The sequence below is a fragment of the Brevundimonas sp. genome (assembly GCF_965279155.1).
Lineage (GTDB): Bacteria > Pseudomonadota > Alphaproteobacteria > Caulobacterales > Caulobacteraceae > Brevundimonas.
Genome location: NZ_OZ257138.1, coordinates 1,814,009 through 1,832,125, shown reverse-complemented (window position 1 = coordinate 1,832,125; position 18,117 = coordinate 1,814,009). Strand labels below are relative to the sequence as shown.

The 18,117-nt window shown below is 67.8% G+C and carries 21 protein-coding genes; 10 read left to right on the top strand and 11 right to left on the bottom strand.

What is annotated here, in order from left to right; translation table 11 throughout:
- Positions 1 to 20: 20 nt before the first annotated feature.
- The 3 genes from ACQY72_RS08780 (at position 21) to ACQY72_RS08770 (ending at position 1,725) form a co-directional block, all read left to right on the top strand.
- A complete protein-coding gene (locus tag ACQY72_RS08780) occupies positions 21 to 422 on the top strand; it encodes a BLUF domain-containing protein (RefSeq protein WP_428153049.1) in 402 nt (133 codons plus the stop codon).
- 109 nt (positions 423 to 531) lie between these two features.
- On the top strand, positions 532 to 942 hold the full coding sequence (locus tag ACQY72_RS08775) for a BLUF domain-containing protein (RefSeq protein ID WP_428153048.1): 411 nt from the start codon (positions 532 to 534) through the stop codon (positions 940 to 942).
- Between the two features lie 45 nt (positions 943 to 987).
- Positions 988 to 1,725, top strand: a complete 738-nt coding sequence (locus ACQY72_RS08770; protein WP_428153046.1) for a HesA/MoeB/ThiF family protein — start codon at positions 988 to 990, stop codon at positions 1,723 to 1,725.
- Positions 1,726 to 1,728: 3 nt separating this feature from the next.
- On the opposite strand, the gene ACQY72_RS08765 is transcribed toward ACQY72_RS08770, so the two are convergent.
- Positions 1,729 to 1,980, bottom strand: a complete 252-nt coding sequence (locus ACQY72_RS08765; RefSeq protein WP_428153045.1) for a hypothetical protein — start codon at positions 1,978 to 1,980, stop codon at positions 1,729 to 1,731.
- A 120-nt stretch (positions 1,981 to 2,100) separates the two neighbouring features.
- On the opposite strand from ACQY72_RS08765, the gene ACQY72_RS08760 reads away from it, so the two are divergent.
- The gene (locus ACQY72_RS08760; RefSeq protein WP_428153043.1) at positions 2,101 to 3,309 is read left to right on the top strand and encodes a DUF6880 family protein; all 1,209 of its coding nucleotides are present in this window, start codon (positions 2,101 to 2,103) and stop codon (positions 3,307 to 3,309) included.
- On the opposite strand, the gene ACQY72_RS08755 is transcribed toward ACQY72_RS08760, so the two are convergent.
- Positions 3,306 to 4,292, bottom strand: a complete 987-nt coding sequence (locus ACQY72_RS08755; RefSeq protein ID WP_428153042.1) for a 2-hydroxyacid dehydrogenase — start codon at positions 4,290 to 4,292, stop codon at positions 3,306 to 3,308. The genes ACQY72_RS08760 and ACQY72_RS08755 overlap by 4 nt on opposite strands.
- Positions 4,293 to 4,360: 68 nt before the next feature.
- On the opposite strand from ACQY72_RS08755, the gene ACQY72_RS08750 reads away from it, so the two are divergent.
- The 4 genes from ACQY72_RS08750 (at position 4,361) to ACQY72_RS08735 (ending at position 8,256) form a co-directional block, all read left to right on the top strand.
- On the top strand, positions 4,361 to 4,933 hold the full coding sequence (locus ACQY72_RS08750; protein ID WP_428153040.1) for an SH3 domain-containing protein: 573 nt from the start codon (positions 4,361 to 4,363) through the stop codon (positions 4,931 to 4,933).
- A gap of 69 nt (positions 4,934 to 5,002) precedes the next feature.
- The gene (fabA, locus tag ACQY72_RS08745; RefSeq protein WP_428153038.1) at positions 5,003 to 5,536 is read left to right on the top strand and encodes a 3-hydroxyacyl-[acyl-carrier-protein] dehydratase FabA; all 534 of its coding nucleotides are present in this window, start codon (positions 5,003 to 5,005) and stop codon (positions 5,534 to 5,536) included.
- Positions 5,537 to 5,601: 65 nt separating this feature from the next.
- Entirely contained in the window at positions 5,602 to 6,819 is a 1,218-nt protein-coding gene (fabB, locus tag ACQY72_RS08740; RefSeq protein WP_428153037.1) for a beta-ketoacyl-ACP synthase I, read from the top strand.
- A 393-nt stretch (positions 6,820 to 7,212) separates the two neighbouring features.
- On the top strand, positions 7,213 to 8,256 hold the full coding sequence (locus ACQY72_RS08735) for an aspartate-semialdehyde dehydrogenase (RefSeq protein WP_428153036.1): 1,044 nt from the start codon (positions 7,213 to 7,215) through the stop codon (positions 8,254 to 8,256).
- Between the two features lie 18 nt (positions 8,257 to 8,274).
- Here the strand turns inward: ACQY72_RS08735 and truA are convergent, their stop codons facing one another.
- From truA to ACQY72_RS08690, 9 genes are all read right to left on the bottom strand, one after another.
- A complete protein-coding gene (truA, locus tag ACQY72_RS08730; protein ID WP_428153035.1) occupies positions 8,275 to 9,018 on the bottom strand; it encodes a tRNA pseudouridine(38-40) synthase TruA in 744 nt (247 codons plus the stop codon).
- Complete coding sequence (fmt, locus tag ACQY72_RS08725) at positions 9,018 to 9,941, bottom strand: methionyl-tRNA formyltransferase (RefSeq protein WP_428153034.1); 924 nt, start codon at positions 9,939 to 9,941, stop codon at positions 9,018 to 9,020. Before fmt ends, truA begins: the two co-directional genes overlap by 1 nt.
- A gap of 18 nt (positions 9,942 to 9,959) precedes the next feature.
- The gene (locus ACQY72_RS08720; RefSeq protein WP_236547456.1) at positions 9,960 to 10,238 is read right to left on the bottom strand and encodes a hypothetical protein; all 279 of its coding nucleotides are present in this window, start codon (positions 10,236 to 10,238) and stop codon (positions 9,960 to 9,962) included.
- Positions 10,238 to 10,816 (bottom strand): peptide deformylase, encoded by a 579-nt coding sequence (def, locus tag ACQY72_RS08715; RefSeq protein WP_428153033.1) that lies wholly within the window; start codon positions 10,814 to 10,816, stop codon positions 10,238 to 10,240. Before def ends, ACQY72_RS08720 begins: the two co-directional genes overlap by 1 nt.
- A 66-nt stretch (positions 10,817 to 10,882) precedes the next feature.
- The gene (locus ACQY72_RS08710; RefSeq protein ID WP_428153031.1) at positions 10,883 to 11,278 is read right to left on the bottom strand and encodes an acyl-CoA thioesterase; all 396 of its coding nucleotides are present in this window, start codon (positions 11,276 to 11,278) and stop codon (positions 10,883 to 10,885) included.
- Between the two features lie 32 nt (positions 11,279 to 11,310).
- Positions 11,311 to 11,883: a hypothetical protein gene (locus ACQY72_RS08705; RefSeq protein ID WP_428153029.1), complete on the bottom strand. Its 573-nt coding sequence runs from the start codon at positions 11,881 to 11,883 to the stop codon at positions 11,311 to 11,313.
- Between the two features lie 2 nt (positions 11,884 to 11,885).
- A complete protein-coding gene (locus tag ACQY72_RS08700) occupies positions 11,886 to 13,055 on the bottom strand; it encodes a polysaccharide biosynthesis/export family protein (protein ID WP_428153027.1) in 1,170 nt (389 codons plus the stop codon).
- 60 nt (positions 13,056 to 13,115) lie between these two features.
- The gene (locus ACQY72_RS08695) at positions 13,116 to 14,369 is read right to left on the bottom strand and encodes a glycosyltransferase family 4 protein (RefSeq protein ID WP_428153025.1); all 1,254 of its coding nucleotides are present in this window, start codon (positions 14,367 to 14,369) and stop codon (positions 13,116 to 13,118) included.
- Position 14,370: 1 nt separating this feature from the next.
- Entirely contained in the window at positions 14,371 to 15,363 is a 993-nt protein-coding gene (locus tag ACQY72_RS08690; RefSeq protein WP_428153023.1) for a KpsF/GutQ family sugar-phosphate isomerase, read from the bottom strand.
- Positions 15,364 to 15,530: 167 nt separating this feature from the next.
- On the opposite strand from ACQY72_RS08690, the gene otsB reads away from it, so the two are divergent.
- Complete coding sequence (otsB, locus tag ACQY72_RS08685; RefSeq protein WP_428153022.1) at positions 15,531 to 16,289, top strand: trehalose-phosphatase; 759 nt, start codon at positions 15,531 to 15,533, stop codon at positions 16,287 to 16,289.
- Positions 16,290 to 16,293: 4 nt separating this feature from the next.
- The gene (locus ACQY72_RS08680; protein WP_428153020.1) at positions 16,294 to 18,078 is read left to right on the top strand and encodes a glycoside hydrolase family 15 protein; all 1,785 of its coding nucleotides are present in this window, start codon (positions 16,294 to 16,296) and stop codon (positions 18,076 to 18,078) included.
- Positions 18,079 to 18,117 lie beyond the last annotated feature (39 nt).

Sequence of the window (18,117 nt, the reverse complement as noted above, 5' to 3'; positions counted from 1 at the left end):
CGCTAAATGAGGGCATTATCTTGCTTTATCGCGTCGTTTTCGTAAGCGAAATGATCGGCGCGACGGGCAGAGATGTTCAGTCGGTCGCCGAAATCCTGGGCGTATCCGAGCGCAACAATCGCCGCGACGAGATCAGCAGCGCCATGATGTTCCACGAGGGCGAGGCGGCCCAGATGGCGGAAGGCGCGCGCGGGGATCTGGACCGACTGCTGGCGCGGCTGTCGCGCGATCCGCGGCATCGCAACATCCGCATTCTCGAAGACCGTCCGGTGATGCAGCGCCGCATGCGGGATTCAGCCCGTCTGTGTGCGCTCACGGACATCCAGGCGCGGGACATTCTGTACGGTCGGCGATTGAGCGATCTGTCCTGTGCCGGACTGGAAAAGCTGCTGTCGTGCGAACACGTCAAGATGGCCGCCTGACCCGCCCCTGACCCGCCCCTGATCCGCCCCTGGGGCGGCGCCTTCTGTTAACCCCGATCACCTAGCTGTCACGCGTCGGGCCTTGGCCCTGAGTTGCGTAAGAGTGGTTATGGCGTTGTTCCGTATTGTCTATGTCAGCGAGGCGACCGGTTCGGTCGGCTCCGGCCTCATGCCCCTGATCGACATCATCGGCGTGTCCGAACAGAACAATCGCCGCGACCATCTGACCGGCGTGCTGATGCGCCACGACGGGCGGTTCTTTCAGGTTCTGGAAGGCGCGCGCCCCGATCTGAACCGCGTCATGGCGCGGGTGAGCAACGACCGCCGCCACGACAATCTGCGCACCCTGTCGGACCAGCCGATCTCGGAGCGGCTGTTTCCTGCCTGGGCCATGGCGCGGCTGGAGGCGACACCTGAGGTCGAGGCTTTTCTGGCGACCGATATGACGCAGGCGGACGTCCCCGCCGAGGTGGATCGCCTGGTGGCGGGCCTGGTTCAGACGACGGCCGACGCCGTTTAGCGCGGCGCCCCTCGCGCACCGCCGTCGGGATGGCTAGATGAGGCGGTGATCTTTTCCGAAGACGAAGTCGAACGCTATGCGCGCCACCTTGTCCTGTCCGAAGTGGGCGGGCCGGGGCAGCAGGCGCTGAAGCGCGCGCGGGTGCTGATTGTCGGCGCGGGCGGCGTGGGCACGCCGGCGGCGCTTTATCTGGCGGCGGCGGGCGTGGGGACGCTGGGGCTGATCGACGACGATGTGGTGGGCCTGTCCAACCTGCAGCGCCAGATCGCCTTTTCCACGGCGGAGGTCGGCCGGCCCAAGGTCGAGGCGGCGCAGCAGAGGTTGGAGAGGCTGAACCCCCATGTCTCCATCGAGACCTTTGCCGAGCGGCTGACGGCCGAGAATGCGCAGGCGCGGGTCGGCGCCTTCGACATCGTCCTGGACGGCACCGACGATTTCCAGACCCGGCTGTGGGTCAATGCGGCCTGCGTGGCGGCGGGCAAGCCACTGGTGTCGGGGGCGTTGGGGCGCTGGAACGGTCAGGTCGGAGTGTTTGCGGGCCGGCCCTGCTATCAATGCCTGACGCCGGAGATTCCGCCGGATGCGGAAACCTGTTCGCGCGTGGGTGTCGTGGGGGCGCTGGCGGGCGTGATCGGGTCGATGGCGGCGCTGGAGGCGATCAAGCTGATCACGGGCGCCGGCGAGCCTCTGACCGGGCGGCTGCTGCTCTATGACGGTCTTGCGGGCATGGCGCGCACCGTGCGGGTGGGGGCTGACCCCCATTGTCCGGTCTGCGGCGGCTAAGCCTCAGGCGGCCGTGGCGAAGCGGACGTCGGCCAGATCAAAGCCGGGCAGGGGTGCGGCGAAGCCCAGGGCGGGGTTGCTGAGCACCGTCACCAACCGCTCGCCGCAGTAGAGATACAGGGTCTCGAACCCGACCCAGTTGCGGGCGATCCCCTCCAGCGCCTGATTGGCCGCCGTGTCGTTGGCGGCGTCGAGGACGCAGATGTCCCGCACCGGAACGCCGGGCAGGTTGACGATGCAATAGTAGGAGTCCAACGCAACATTTCCTCGAATACGCCGCCGGAAACGAAGCCCGCTCGCGGCGGTTCCTCCCCTGCCCGTGGTTTTCGACAGCCGTGTGAGTCCGGTCCGACAGACTTGTGAAAAGGAGCCCCGATGGCCCGACGTCCCGCCTCGCCCAAACGCCTGAACGCCGCCAATCTGAGCGGGTTGGGGGCGGATCGCCTGGGCGAACTGCTGATGCAGGCGGCCGACGCGGACGCCATTCTGAAGCGCAGGCTCAGGCTGGTGCTGGCGGCCGAGGCCGGGCCGGACCTGCTGGCGCTGGAACTGGACAAGCGTCTGTCGACCATCGCCGCCAGCCGCGCGCGGGTGTCGTGGAGGAAGCGCCCCGACCTGCTGCGGGATCTGGACATCCTGCGCGGGGCCATCGTGGACGATCTGGCCGTGGCGGCGCCGGGGGAGGGGCTGGAGCGGCTGATCGCCTGGTTCGACCTGTTTCGCGGTCTGGCGACGCGGGTCAAGGATCAGAAGGGCGAGGTGTCGGCCGCGTTCGAGATGGCGGCGCCGGACCTGTGGCGGATCGCCGGGGCTGCGGTTCAGGCGAACGAGAAGGCCGTCGCGCCGCTGGCCCAGGCGGTGGAGCGTCAGCCGCTGGAATACGCTCGCTGGATCGGGGCGGGCGGCGAGGATCTGACGGCGGACTTGGCCAGGCGGCTGCTGGACGCTGTGGACAAGACATCGAGCGCGCGCGGGATGCGGACGGTGATGCGGCGGCTGGCGGACCGGGCGGGCGATCTTGATCTGTGGCTGTCTCTGACCACGCCGGAGGAGCGGGGTTCGCCGGATTTCGCGGCGGTGATGGCCAAGCGGCTGCTGGTCGCCGACCGCGTTCCGGAGGCGCGGCAGGCGCTGGAGGGGGCGCTGAAACCATCGGCAGGCAACCGGCGCTGGACGTTCGGGCGTTCACCGCAAGCCGGCCAGCCGACCCTGACGCCGGCTTGGGAGGCGACCTCGATCGACCTCCTGGAAGCCGAGGGCCGCAAGGACGAGGCGCAAGAGCTTCGCTGGGCGATGTTCGAACGCGACCTGTCGACGCCGGTGCTGAGGGCCTATCTGGCGCGCCTGCCGGACTTTGATGACGTGGAGGCGCTGGACCGCGCCCTGGCGCATGCCGCGACCTATGCCGACTTCGAGACGGCGCTGGGCTTTCTGATGGACTGGCCCGCGCACCGCGAGGCCGCCGCCCTGGTCGAACGCCGCATCCGCGAGGTCCGCGCGCCTCTGCCGTTGAAGGCGGACTGGGCGGCGCGGCTGGCGCAGAAATACCCCGATGCGGCCGAACGGTTGCTGGCTGCGGCCTAAAGCATCGCGGGGATGACACGGTCCGGCGGACGGTGGCCGTTCTGGTAGGTCATGACGTTGGCGATGACGCGGTCGCCCATGTCCTGGCGCGCCTCAAGCGTCGCCGAGCCCAGGTGGGGCAGAAGGACGACGTTGGGTTGGCCCAGCAGGCCGGGATGGATGTCCGGCTCGTTCTCGAACACGTCCAGGCCGACGCCGGACAGGGCGCGCATGGCGACGGCCTGGGCCAGGGCCGCCTCGTCGATCAGTTCGCCGCGCGCGGTGTTGATCAGGATGGCGTGGGGCTGAAGCCGGGCCAGACGTTCGGCCGACAGCAGATGGTGGGTGTCCTTTGTCGCCGGACAGTTCAGCGAGACGATGTCCATCCGCGCCAGCATCTGGTCCAGATCGTCCCAATAGGTCGCGCCCAGCTCTTCCTCGATCAGGGCCGAGACGGGTTTGCGGTTATGATAATGGACCTGCAGGCCGAAGGCCTTGGCGCGCCGGGCCAGGGCCTGGCCGATCCGGCCCATGCCGACGATGCCCAGCCGCTTGCCCCACAGTTTGCGGCCGCACATCCAGGTCGGGGTCCAGCCCTCGAACCGGCCCTCGGCGACCACCTGGGCGCCCTCGACGATGCGACGGCTGACGGCCAGGATCAGGCTCATGGCCAGGTCGGCGGTGTCCTCGGTCAGGACGCCGGGGGTGTTGGTGACGATGATGCCGCGCGCCACGGCCGCGTCGATGTCGATATGGTCCACGCCGGCGCCGAAGTTGGCGATCATCTTCAGCTGTTCGCCCGCGCCGTTGATCAGTTCGGCGTCGATGACGTCGGTGATGGTTGGGACCAGGACCTCGGCGCGCTGGACCGCGGCCTGGAGCGCGGCGCGATCCATCGGCTGGTCCTTGAGGTTCAGCTCGGCGTCGAACAGCTCGCGCATGCGCGTTTCCACCGCGTCGGGCAGGCGTCTGGTTAATACGACCTTAAGCTTGCGGGCGGACATTGCGGGCCTTGGTTTGCGGGCGGCGATTCAGACGGATCGAAAGCCCGCGCGACGGGTCGTTCCATTCAGTGTCTAGCAAAGCCGCCGCCATCTTCCAAAGCCTGCGACGCCGCACCGCCGTCGTTCTGGCGATTCTCGGTCTCGGGGTGATGGCCAGCGCCGGTGCGACCATGCCCGACGGTCGTCCGACCCCGACCGGGCTTGAGGTGCCGCGCTGGATTTCGTTGAAGTCCTCGCACGTGCGCGCCCGTCAGGGGCCGGGGCTGGATTATCCGATCCTGTGGGAATACCGCGCCGCCGGCCTGCCCGTTCAGGTGATCGCCGAGACGACCGAGTGGCGCAAGATTTGCGATCCCGACGGCGCTGTCGCTTGGATCCACCGCACCGTGTCGTCGGGCCGCCGCTATGTCTTCAACACCACCACCCAGGAAGTGCCGATCCGGTCGGGCCGATCCGAGACGGCCTCGGTGCGGGCGCGTCTGTCGCCGCGCGCACTGGTGTCGCTGGACGAATGCGAAGAGGGCTGGTGCAAGGTCCGGGCGCGCAGGCTGGAAGGCTGGGTGGCGCAGCGGGCGGTGTTCGGAACCCAGGAACGGGCGCTGTGCAACGCCAATCGGCCGGCGGGCACGGGCCGCAACTGAAGCCCTGCTGTTGAGCGAAGCGGCGCGGTCGTGTAACCCGCGCGCAACGCATTAAGAAACGGAAGCGCCTTGACCCAGTCCCAATATCCTTCGTCCTTCGATCATGAGGCCCTGCTGGCCTCGGGCCGCGGCGAGCTGTTCGGTCCCGGCAACGCTCAGCTGCCCGCCCCGCCGATGCTGATGTTCGACCGCATCACGACGATCAACTCGGACGGCGGCGAGCACGGCAAGGGCTATATCGAGGCGGAACTGGACATCAATCCCGAGCTCTGGTTCTTCCAGTGCCACTTCATCGGTGACCCGGTCATGCCCGGCTGCCTGGGCCTGGACGCCATGTGGCAGCTGGTCGGCTTCTACCTCGGCTGGATCGGCGGACCCGGAAAGGGCCGCGCCCTGGGTGTCGGCGAGGTCAAGTTCACCGGCCAGGTCACGCCGGACGTCAAGAAGGTGGTCTACAAGATCAACCTGAAGCGCGTCATCAACCGCAAGCTGGTCATGGGCATCGCCGACGGCGTGCTGGAGGCCGACGGCCAGGTTATCTACACCTGCAATGACATGCGGGTCGGCCTGTTCGGCGCCAAGGATGAGGCGGTCGGCGCTTAAGCCCCTATATAACCGCGAACAAGGCGGACGGTCCTCGGGCCAGCAAGCATCAAGAAGGAAACACCATGCGTCGTGTCGTCGTCACCGGCCTGGGCATCGTCTCCTCCATCGGCCACGGCGCCGAAGAGGTCACCCAGTCCCTGCGCGAAGCCCGTTCGGGCGTCGTCCATGCCCCCGATCACGCCAAATACGGCTTCCGCAGCCAGGTCTGGGCGCCGCCGAAGATCGGTCCGTGGGAAGAGCTGGTCGATCGTCGCGCCGCCCGCTTCCTGGCCAACGGAACGGCCTGGGGGCACATCGCCTTCGAAGAGGCGCTGAAGTCGTCGGGCATGACGGCCGACGAGATCAAGGACGACCGCATCGGTCTGATCGTCGGCGAGGGCGGTCCCTCGACCCAGGTCATCCTGCAGGCGGCCGCCACGACGGTCGAGCGTGGCTCGCCCAAGCGGATCGGCCCGTTCGCTGTGCCCAAGGCCATGGCGTCCGGCCCCTCGGCGGTTCTGTCGACCTGGTTCCAGATGCGCGGCGTCAACTATTCGATAAGCTCGGCCTGCGCGACCTCCGCCCACTGCATCGGCGCCGGGGTCGAACAGATCCAGTGGGGCAAGCAGGATGTGGTCTTCGCCGGCGGTTGTGAGGACATCGACTGGTCCATGTCGAACATGTTCGACGCCATGGGCGCCATGTCCTCGGACTTCAACGAAACCCCCTCGGTCGCCTCGCGCGCATATGACGTCAACCGCGACGGCTTCGTCATCGCCGGCGGCGCCGGCATCGTGGTGCTGGAAGAATACGAGCGGGCCAAGGCGCGCGGCGCGACCATCTATGCCGAGGTCACCGGATACGGCGCCAACGCCGACGGTCACGACATGGTCGCCCCTTCTGGCGAGGGTGCCCAGCGCTGCATGAAGATCGCGCTGGAACAGGCCGGCAATCCCCGGATCGACTATCTGAACCCGCACGGCACCTCGACCCCGGTTGGTGATTCCAAGGAAATGGAGGCCGTGCGCGCCGTCTTCGGCGACCAGATGCCGATGATCTCCTCGACCAAGTCGCTGACGGGCCACTCGCTGGGCGCGGCGGGCGCGCAGGAAGCCATCTACTGCCTGTTGATGATGCAGAACGGCTTTGCGGCCGAGAGCGCCCACATCGAAAACCTCGATCCGGCGTTCGAGGGCATGCCCATCCTGCGCAAGCGGCACGAGGGCGAACTGACCCACGTCATGTCCAACAGCTTCGGCTTCGGCGGCACCAACGGCACGCTGATCCTGTCGAAGGTCTGAGCCTCTACCGATGACCCGTCATCCCAGGGCTTGTCCCTGGGATCCAGACTCCCGGTGTTCAACGATGGCGCACGCTGCGAACGCACCGGGAGTCTGGATCCTCGCCACAAGGGCGAGGATGACGAAGTTTTTGCGCGCGGGACTGTCAATGGGGACGCTCGCGCCCGATCATGCCCAACTTGGCTGTTTACACGACCGATTCTCGCCCTTAAGAGCGTCGCCGTGACCCAGCGCCAGATTAAAGCGATGACCTCGAAAACCACCGGCTTCGGCGGGGCGGTTTCGGGTGTGCGCAAGGTCTGAAGCGCCGAACCCCGATCCCAAGCCCCGCCGATGCGCGGGGCGGTCGATCCGGCTGAACCCCGCGCCTCCATCCTTCCAGGAGACGCCTGAATGTCCTTTTCCCCGTCCAATCCCCCCCATGTCGGTATCGTCGGCGCCACCGGCCTCGTCGGCGAGATGATGCGCGGCCTGCTGGTCGAGCGGAACTTCCCGCTGGCCTCGCTGCGCCTGTTCGCCTCGGCCCGGTCGGCGGGCAAGACGGTTCGCTTCGGCGAGACCGACCTCGTGGTCGAGGATGCGGCGACGGCGGATTACGCCGGGCTGGACATCGTCTTCTTCTCGGCCGGCGGCGAGACATCCAAGGCCCTGGCGCCCAAGGTGGCGGCCGCCGGGGCGGTGGTGATCGACAACTCCTCGGCCTGGCGCAGCGACCCCGAGGTGCCGCTGGTGGTCGCCGAGGTGAACCCCCACGCCCTGGCCAACCTGCCCAAGGGGATCATCGCCAATCCCAACTGCACCACCATGGCCGCCATGCCGGTGCTGAAGCCTCTGCACGATGCGGCGGGGCTGAAGCGTCTGACGGTCTCGACCTATCAGGCCGTCTCGGGCGGCGGGGTCGAGGGCATCCGCGTGCTGGAGGACCAGGCGCGTGCGGCCGTGGGACAGGGGGCGGCCCTGGCCCGCGACGGCGGGGCGGTGGACTTCGGCGCGCCGGAAAAGTGGGTCGTGCCGATCGCCGCGAACGTCGTGGCCCTGAACTACTCACTCGGCGAGGACGGCTATACCGACGAGGAGCTGAAGCTGCGCGACGAGAGCCGCAAGATCCTGGAAATCCCCGGCCTGCCGGTCTCGGGCACCTGCGTGCGCGTGCCGGTCTTCACCGGCCACTCCTTGTCGATCAATGTCGAGTTCGAACGCGCGCTGTCCGTGACCCAGGCGCTGGAGCTATTGGGCCAGGCGCCGGGCGTGGTCGTCACCGCCGTGCCGAACCCGCTGGAAGCTGCGGGTCAGGATCCGGTCTTCGTCGGCCGGGTGCGTCCTGATCCGACGGTCGAGCACGGCCTGGCCCTGTTCGTTTCCAACGACAATCTGAGGAAGGGCGCGGCCCTGAACGCGGTGCAGATCGCCGAGGTGCTGGTCCAGCAGCGCGGCTGATCCGGCCCCAGGCGGGGTTCAGTCGTAGCGCACGCCGCTGAGATAGAGCCCCGCCGATGGGGCGACGGGGCCGCACCGGGCGCGGTCCTTCGCCTCCAGCGCCGCCTTGACCTCATGGGCGGTCCAGCGGCCCAGACCCACCTCGACCAAGGTCCCGGCCATCGACCGGACCTGGCGGTGCAGGAAGCTGCGGGCCTGGAAGACCAGGTGCACCTCTTCGCCGAAGCGGGAGACGCGGGCCACGTCCAGTGTCTTGACCGGCGACTTCGACTGGCAGCCCACGTCGCGGAAGGTGGTGAAGTCGTGGTGGCCGACCAGAACCTGGGCCGCGTGGTGCATGGCCTCGGCGTCCAGCGTCTTCTTGACGTGCCAGACGCGGTCGCGCTCCAGCACCGGCTGGGGGCGGCGGTTCAGGATGCGATACAGATAGCCCCGACCGGTCGCCGAGAACCGGGCGTGCCAGTCGGGATCGAGCGCATAGTCCGCCGACAGGACGCAGACATCCTGTTTGATGAGATGGGCGTTCATGGCGTTCAGGACCGTATCGACGGGCCAGTCGCGTTCCAGATCGGCATGGATGACCTGGGCGGTCGCATGGACGCCGGTGTCGGTGCGCCCGGCGGCGGCGATGCGGATCCGCTCGCCTGAAAAGGCCTGGATCGCCGCCTCCAGCGCGCCCTGCACCGTCGGCTGGCCGTCCTGGGCCTGGAAGCCGTTGTAGGCCGTGCCGTCGTATTCGATCGTCAGCTTGTAGCGCGGCATCAGCCGAGCACGGTCCCGGCCGGCAACGCGAAGCCGCGCAGCATCTCGTCCGCCGATTGCGCCGCCTTGCCCTCGCGCTGGACGCGGATCAGGCGCACCGCACTCTCGCCACAGGCCACGGTCAGGGCTTCGTCCAGGGCCTCGCCCGGCGCGCCCGAACCGTCCGCCAGGGCCGACAGCAGGGCCTTCACCCGCACCGGACCCGTTTCCGACGGCGCCTCGAACCAGGCGCCGGGGAAGGGCGACAGGCCGCGGATGTGGGCGTCCACCTCGGCCGCCGGACGGGTCCAGTCGATGCGGGCCTCGGCGGGCGTGATCTTTTTGGCGTAGGTCGGTTCGCCGACCTGATCCGAGGGAGTGACGCTGCCGCGCTCGATGGCGGCCAGGGCGCGGGGCCACAGGCCGGCGCCGACATGAGACATGCGCTCGGACAGGGTGGCGGCCGTGTCGTCGGGGCGGATGTCCATCAGTTCGGTCAGCAGGATGGGGCCTTCGTCCAGGCCGACGCCCATCTGCATGATCTGGACACCCGTCTGGGCGTCGCCGGCCATGATGGCGCGCTGAATCGGCGCGGCGCCTCGCCAACGGGGCAGCAGCGACCCGTGCAGGTTGAAACAGCCCAAGCGGGGCGCATCCAGCACCTCGGCCTTGAGGATCTGGCCGTAGGCGACGACGCAGGCGGCGTCGAGGTCCAGGCTCTGGAAGGCGGCGATGGCGTCCGGCGCCTTCATACTGTCGGGCGTGAAGACGGGCAGGCCCATGGTCTCGGCGAAGGCGTGGACCGGCGACGGCGTCAGCTTCTGACCCCGGCCCTTGGGGCGCGGCGGCTGCGAATAGACGGCGACGATCTCGTGGCCCGAGGCGATCAGCTCGGCCAGAGAGGCGACGGCGAAGTCGGGAGTTCCCATGAAGGCAAGGCGCATGGGCACGCCTTTAGAGGTTTACTGCCAGCGGGTGAAGACGCCGCCGCCCTCGTCCCACTCGCCGCCCGCGTCCAGGGCGTCGTCGAAGTCGAGCAACTTGTCCAGCAGCAGGCCCGCCACCACGCCCAGCAGGGCCACGCCGGCTAGGGTCGCGACCCCGGCGACGCCGATCTTCTGACTGCGGGTCAGGCGACGCCGGCCCGAGGAATCGATGATCAGCGAGCGGCCGCGCGGAATGGACGGCGCGATGCGGCGCGCGGCGCGTTCGATACGTTCAGGGCGGACGATCTTGGTCATCAGGCGGCGATCCTGTCGCGGGCGGCCTTCTTGACCTTGGTCACGGCGCGATCCCGCTTGAGACGCGACAGATGGTCGATGAAGAGCACGCCGTTAAGGTGGTCCATCTCGTGCTGGATGCAGACGGCGTAGAGACCCTCGGCCTCTTCCTCCACAGACTGACCGTCACGGTTCAGATAGCGAATGCGGACGCGGGCGGGGCGTTCCACCTTGTCGAAATACTCGGGGATCGACAGGCAGCCCTCCTCGTAGGTGTAGAGCTCGTCCGAGGTCCACAGGATTTCCGGGTTGGCGAAGAAGCGCGGGTTCTTGCGCGCCTCGAACGCTTCGGGGGTATCCTCTTCCTCGGTCTCGGGGATCGTGCCGTCGCGATCGCCCAGGTCCATGACGATGACCCGGTCCAGGGCGCCGATCTGCACGGCGGCCAAGCCGATACCCGGCGCGTCGTACATGGTCTCCAGCATGTCGTCCATCAGGGCGCGGACGGAGTCGTCCACCGCCGCGACGGGCGTGGAAACCTGCTTCAGGATCGCCAGGTCGGCGGCGTTGTCGATGGTGAGGATGCGTCGGATGGCCATGGCCGGGACGTAAGCCCGCCCCGGCGTCAGGTCAAGATTTGCGCCTATTCCTCGCCAGCCTCATTCCTAGCCAGGAAGCGCGCGCGGTTTGCGGTGCTCGTCGATGGCGACATAGGTGAAGACGCCCTGGGTCACGCGGACGGACGCAGCCTGGGGCTGGCCTCGCGCGCGCTTCCAGGCCTCGACGTGGACGCGAATGGAGGTGCGGCCTGAGCCGATGACATGGGCGTAGATGCTGACCTCGTCGCCGACCGAGACGGGCTGATGAAAGACCATGCCGTCCAGCGCCACGGTGGCGCAGCGTCCGCAGGCCAGTTCGAACGCCGGCGTCGCGCCCGCCACGTCCATCTGGGCCAGCAGCCAGCCGCCGAAGATGTCGCCCTCGGGGTTGGTGTCCGCCGGCATGGCGATGATGCGGCCGACGGGCTGGAACTCGGGCGGTTGTTCGGGGGCGTCGGACATGATGGAGCCTGCTGTTCGGGGAGGCGGGCTCTCTAGCGCGGCTTTGGCGGCTTGTCGCCTTTGAGCGATCTTGTCCGTGTCGGTACAGACAGCGTCAGGCGGGAGGTTCGCACGGCCTGGGCGTCGCGCAACGCGCGCCAGGCGGCGCCAAGCTCCATCGCCGTCAGCAGATGATCCTGCGTCAGGATTTCACGTCGAGAGTTTCGCAATGCCGCCACATCGCCCAAAAGACGGGCGGCGACTCGGAGGTCTTCACGCTCTGACCGGGCGCCCAAATCCTGAAGCCTGGCGAACCGCCAGCCTTGTTCCGGCGGGTATTCCAGCGCCAGGGCGAAGCGTTCGGACGGCCCAAGGTCGGCGGACAGAAAGGTCCAGTCCTTGCTGTCGGGTTCGCGCCGGTAGTGACCGGGCTGCGTCGGCAAGTCGGCGTTGGCATAGATATCCAGCGCGCCGGCCTCAATCTCGTCCAGCGCCAGACTGAGGGCGTCAGGCTCTGTGGGTTCGAGGTCGCCTGAACGTTCGAAAGGATCGGCGTGGTCGTCGGCAGGCGCGGCCGCCGACCTGCGTGAAAACAGACCCGAAAGCAGCGCCCGCCGTCTGGCCATGATCAGTTGTTCAGAGTGCTGGTCACCGACACGTCATAGACGACGCGCGTCAGGCTCTGAACCACTTCGAAGAACTTGCGCATCTCGGCGGCGCCGGCCAGCGGCACATAGATCACGTCTTCCGGCATGACTTGCATGTTGGTGGCGGCGAAGACATTGGCGGCGTCGCTGAAGTCCAGCTCATAGACGACGGGCACGCCGCGCGGGGTGGCGGGCTGGCTGATGCCAAGGGCCTGGGCCACCTCGGGACGTTCGAAACGGAAGATCAGGACGCGACGGGCGTTGGCGGTGTTGGTGTTCAGGCCGCCGACCTTGGACATGGCGCCGGTCAGGGTCATGGGCCCGGCCGGCATGTCGACCTGGGCCACGGCGTTCAGGCCGCCGAAGGTCGAGAAACGGCGGGGCTTGTACTGGACATTGACCACGTCGCCGCGTTGCAGCCGGACGTTCTCGCCGAACTCGGTCGTCACGGCCGACAGGGGGGCAGTATAGGTCCGGCCCTCGCGCTGGATCGAGATGGTCAGGTCGTCGGTGGTGCGGGCCGAACCGCCGGCCGCAGCGATGACGTCCAGGATGCGGTCGCTGTTGACGCCCAGGGGCGCACGGCCCGGCTGGCGCACATCGCCCAGGACGTTGACGGTGTTGGACGCATTGCCGGCGATGGACACCAGCACCTGCGGATTGGCGACCTTGCCGACCAGCGAGCGCCGGATCGCCGCTGCGGCCTGGGTCGAGGTCAGGCCTTGGACGCGAACCTGACCGCCGAACGGAATGGCGACCGAGCCCGAGCGATCGACGACGGCGCCCGGCAGGGCCTGGTTGCCGCCGGACAGGGTCGTGTTCGTGCGGCTGGACGAAGAGCCGGAGCCCAGGGTTCCGCCGAACAACGAGCCGGAAGGGTCGAAGATCGAGATCGCCAGGGTGTCGCCTTCGCCGATCACGTCGGCGGGCTGGTCGCTGGATCCGGCGGCCAGGGTGCCGAAGAACTGCGGCGGAACCTGTTTCATCCGCTCGGTGACCTCATAGGTCAGCGGGACAAGGGCGTAGCTGCCCAAGGCCGAGGCGGTCGTGGCGCCGGCGTTGACCGAGGCCCCCGACGGCCCGTCGCGCGGCAAGGTGGAGCAGCCGCCAAGGATGGCGACGATGGCAAGCGGCAGGATGGTGCGCGTCATGAAGCGGGTTAGCCTTTGTTCGCGGATTGATTACAAGCCTTTGAGCGCGCTCGCCAGAGGCTAGGCGCGTTCAAGGCCGATGGCGTCGGCGACGATGCGGAAATGCCCCGGCCAGTCGGGCGCGACATAGGCGGGCGGCGGGGGCGGGGCCACCTGGGTCGCGCGCTCGATGGCGGCCAGCCAGCCCAGGCCGTCCAGCGGGTCGATCAACTCGGCGTTCGGCGTCAGTTCGCGATGCGGCGCGATGTCGGAGGCGATCAGCGGCAGGCCCATGGCGCAGGCCTCGACCGCCGGCAGGTCGAACCCTTCGACGGATGAGGGCGCGAGCAACGCGCGGGCGCCGCGCATCAGACGCGCGAGGACGGCGTCGGACAGGTTGGAGGCCTGATGCACCACGCCCTGAAGATTGGGCGAGCGTTGCAGGTGGTCCAGCACGGCCTCGTTCTCCCAGCCATAGCGACCGACCAGCACCAGCGACGGTGTCTCGTCGCCCAGCCGCTCCTCCAGTCGGCGCCACAGGGTCAGCAGCAGGGCCAGGTTCTTGCGCGCCTCGATCGTGCCGACGTGGACGAAATAGGGGCGGGGCGCCGTGACGGCGTCGCCGGCGACAAAGGCCGGCTCCAGGCCCAGGTGGGCGACGTGGACGGGCGGCAGGGGCAGTTCCTCGCGCCCCGCGAAGGCGCGCAGTTCCTCGCCCGTATAGGCCGAGTTGACGATGATCCGGCTGGCGTGACGCAGGGTGTTGGCGACGCGGGCGTGGTGTTTTTCGCCGTCGCCTGGACGGCAGAACTCGGGGTGGGTCACGGGGATCAGGTCGTGGATCAGGACGACCCGCTCGATTCCGGCCGCCTCAAGGTCCTGAAGCGCCGCCGGGTCGTGCAGGGTGGTGTGGCCTACGGTCAAATAGAGGTCGGCGTCCGGCAGGGGCGCGACGTGGCGCGAGCGGAAGAACTGCTTCAGCACGCGAGCCTTGTCGGCGGGCTTTTCTTGAACGAGAGCCGGGGGCGCTCCGAGTACCGATGTGGTCGGACGCGTGTCGGAGGTCAGCGCCGCCAGCAGTTGCTGTTCGTGCGCCAGATCGGTGGGAGAGCTGGCCGCCCCGTTCCATTTGGCCCGCAAGTCGGTGACGAAGCGCCGGAACCAGCCGATCTCGACGGCGACGAGCCGGTTCTTGCGACCGCGCACCGGAATGGTCGTCACGTTGGGCGAGGTCAGCAACCATTCGGCATAGGCCAGACAGACCCGGTCCACGCCGGTCGGGGCGGAGCGGTCGGCCCGGCTCATCAGCCGGCTGGCGTCATAGAGGATACGCATTTCAGGCGACGTAACCGGCCTGCATCAGTTCGGCGATGTGGACGATGGCGGTGGGGCGTCCGTCCTCGACCACGAACAGGTTGGCGATCTTGTTGGCGGTCAGCAGATCGACGACATCACTCATGCGGGCGTCGGGATCGACGGTGATCGGGTTGGCGCCCATGATGTCGGCCGCCGTCAGATGGGTGGTGTCGCGCTGGAAGGCGCGGCGAAGGTCGCCGTCCGTGACGATCCCCGCCAGGGTTCCGTCTTCGTCCAGCACTGCCACGGCGCCCTTTCGGCCCTCGGTGATGGCCGAGACGACTTCGCGGAAGTCGGCGTTCAGCGGGACGCTGGCCGGGATGGCGGCGTTGTCGCCCATCCATTCACGCACGCTCTGCAGGCTCATGCCCAGGGCGCCGCCGGGGTGGTGCAGGCCGAAGTCCATGGCCGTGAATTCGCGACGATCCATCAGCACCATGGCCAGCGCATCGCCCAGGGCCAGGGCCATCAGGGTCGAGGTGGTCGGCGCCAGGCCGTTGGGACAGGCCTCGGCGACGCTGGGCATGGTCAGGCAGACGGCGGCGTTGCGGCCCAGGAAGCTGGTGGGGCGCTGGGTGATGGCGATGACGGGAATGTTGTTGCGCTGGCAATAGATCAGCGGATCGCGCAGTTCGCGGCTTTCGCCCGAGTTGGACAGCGCCAGCAGGGTCACGTCAGGGCGCAGCATGCCCAGGTCGCCATGGCTCATTTCGGCCGGGTGGACGAAGAAGGCGTTGGTGCCGGTGGAAGCCAGGGTCGCGGCGATCTTGTTGCCGATATGGCCAGACTTGCCCATGCCGGTGACGACGACATAGCCTGGTCGGCTCATGATCACATCGACCGCGCGCGCCATCGACACATCGATCGAACGCTCCAGCGCCTCCAGCGCCTCGATGTTCAACCGGACGACCTCGCGTGCGCGATCAGTCATGACGGCGATGTCTTCGGGCGTGGAGTGGGTGATCTCGGTCATGCTTTGACGGCCCGCAACCGGGCTCTCCTTCTTCGAGACGCGCGATCTGCCGTAATCGAAGATCGTGCGCAACGCGTCCTTTCAGACGACTTTGTCGGTTTCGGGTCAACCTTTGCCGCATTGGCGCGTTACGGTCATGGGGAAGCCAACAAGAGAACTGATCGTCCATGCCGTCTCACGCCGGAGCCGCCGCGCTATTGCTCCCATCACCGCCTGTCCTCGCCGACGGGATCGCCCTGTTCCTGGACATGGACGGCGTGCTGGCCCCGATGGCGCCGACGCCGGATGCGGTCGTGCCGACGGTGCGTCGCACGGCGGCGCTGAAGGCGGTCGAGGCGCGGCTGTCGGGTCGGGTCGCTATCGTCAGCGGCCGCACCATAGCCGAGATCGACCGCATCTCGGACCACGCCCTGGTGTCCGGCTCGGGCGTGCATGGGTTGGAGCGAAGGCTGAAGGACGGCTCGATCGAGCGCAAGGTCGCCGACGCCGGGGTCGCCCAGGCATTGGAAGCCTTTGAGGAATTCGCCGCCGACCGGCCGGGCGTGATCGTGGAAGACAAGGGCGTCTCGGTCGGCCTGCATTATCGCCAGGCCCCGGATCAGGCGGGCGCCGCCAAGGATCTGGCCGCCGCGCTTCAGGCCGAGACGGGCCTGACGTCGCAGCCGGGGCATATGGTGCTGGAACTGAAGACGCCGGGGGCCGACAAGGGCACGGCCGTGACCGCCTTCATGCAGGAGGCGCCGTTCAAGGGTGCGGTCCCGGTCATGTTGGGCGACGACTTGACCGACGAATACGGGTTCGAGGCGGCGGCGGCGCTGGGCGGGTATGGCGTGCTGGTCGGCCCCGAGCGCGAGACGGCGGCGCGCTACCGCCTGGACGATGTCGACGCCGTACTGACCTGGCTTGAAGCCGTAGCGAAGGCCTGAACCGATGAAGCCCAATCTTGATCTTTTCCCCATCGGCAACTGCGGCGTCAGCGCCCTGATCGACCGTCAGGGCCGCTTCGTGTGGGCCTGCGCGCCGCGCGTGGACGGCGACCCGGTCTTTTCCGCCCTGATGGACGGCGAGGAACCCGAGCACGGCTTCTGGGCCATCGAGATGGAGGGGATGACATCGATCGAGCAGGCCTATGTCCGCAACACCCCGGTGTTGCGCACGGTAATGACGGCCGAGGACGGTTCGAGCGCAGAGATCATCGATTTCGCCCCGCGCCATCCCAAACATTCACGCACTTATCGCCCGTTGGCCTTTGCGCGGATGGTGCGGCCGCTGTCGGGCACGCCGCGCATTCGGGTCAGGCTGCGGCCCTCGACGGACTGGGGCGCGCGCCCGGCGCCGAACACCTCCGGCTCCAACCATATCCGCTATATGTGCGCCGACGTGACCTTCCGCCTGACGACCGATTGTCCGGTGTCGCATGTGCTGGAGGAGCGGGTGTTCCGGCTGGAACGGCCGCACGCCTTCTTCCTGGGGCCGGACGAGGGCTACGATCAGGACGTCGGCCACGGCGTGCAGGGCGCACTTGATCGGACGGTGGCCTATTGGCAGGACTGGGTACGCAAACTCTATCTGCCGCTGGACTATCAGGAGGCGGTGATCCGTGCGGCCATCACCCTGAAACTGTGCGCCTATGAGGAGACGGGGGCCATTGTCGCCGCCATGACGACCTCGGTGCCCGAGTTCAAGGAAAGCGGGCGCAACTGGGACTATCGCTACTGCTGGATTCGCGACGCCTATTACACGGTGCGGGCGCTGAACCGGCTGGGCGCCGTGGACATCCTTGAGAACTACCTCGTCTATCTGAGGAACCTGGTCGACGATTCCGCCGGCGGTCACGTCCAGCCGGTCTATGGCGTGGGTCTGGAGCCCGGTATCGGCGAAAGCATCATCGATTCCGTCGAAGGCTATCGCGGCATGAAGCCGGTGCGGATCGGCAATCAGGCGCACGAGCATCTGCAACATGACGTGTACGGACAGATCGTCCTGCCGCTGGTCCAGGCCTTCTATGACGCGCGTCTGCTGCGTCCTGGCACGCTCGAAGATTTCCATGCGCTGGAGACCATCGGCGAGCGGGCCTTCGCCATGCACGATCAGACCGACGCCGGCCTGTGGGAGTTCCGCACCATTGCGCGGGTCCACACCTATTCCTCCGTCATGTGCTGGGCCGCCTGCGACCGTCTGGCCAAGGCGGCGGACCATCTGGGCCTGCCGGATCGGGGCGAGTTCTGGCGCGAGCGGGCAGGGATCATTCGCGAGCGGATCGAGGCCGAAGCCTATCTGCCGGACGAGGGGCGGTTCGCCGCCAGCTTCGGCGGGCGCGAGCTGGACGCCTCCCTGCTGCAGATGACCGATCTGGGCTTCCTGGAGGCGCACGATCCGCGTCAGGTCGCCACCTTCGACGCCATCGAGCGCGACCTGAAGAAGGGTCCGTTCCTGTTCCGCTACGTCGAGCCTGATGATTTCGGCGAGCCGGAAACCGCCTTCAACTTCTGCACCTTCTGGTTCATCGAGGCCCTGCACCAGAACGGCCGGATCGAGGAGGCGCGCACCATCTTCCAGGAAATGCTGGACCGCCGCACCGCCGCAGGCCTGCTGAGCGAGGACATCTCGATCGACGACGGCGAACTGTGGGGCAACTATCCGCAGACCTATTCGCTTGTCGGGATCATCAATTGCGCCGTGCTGTTGAGCCGTTCGTGGACCGATGTGCGTTAATATCCGGACCCCGGGGCTGGGGTCGCCGTTCGAAGTGAA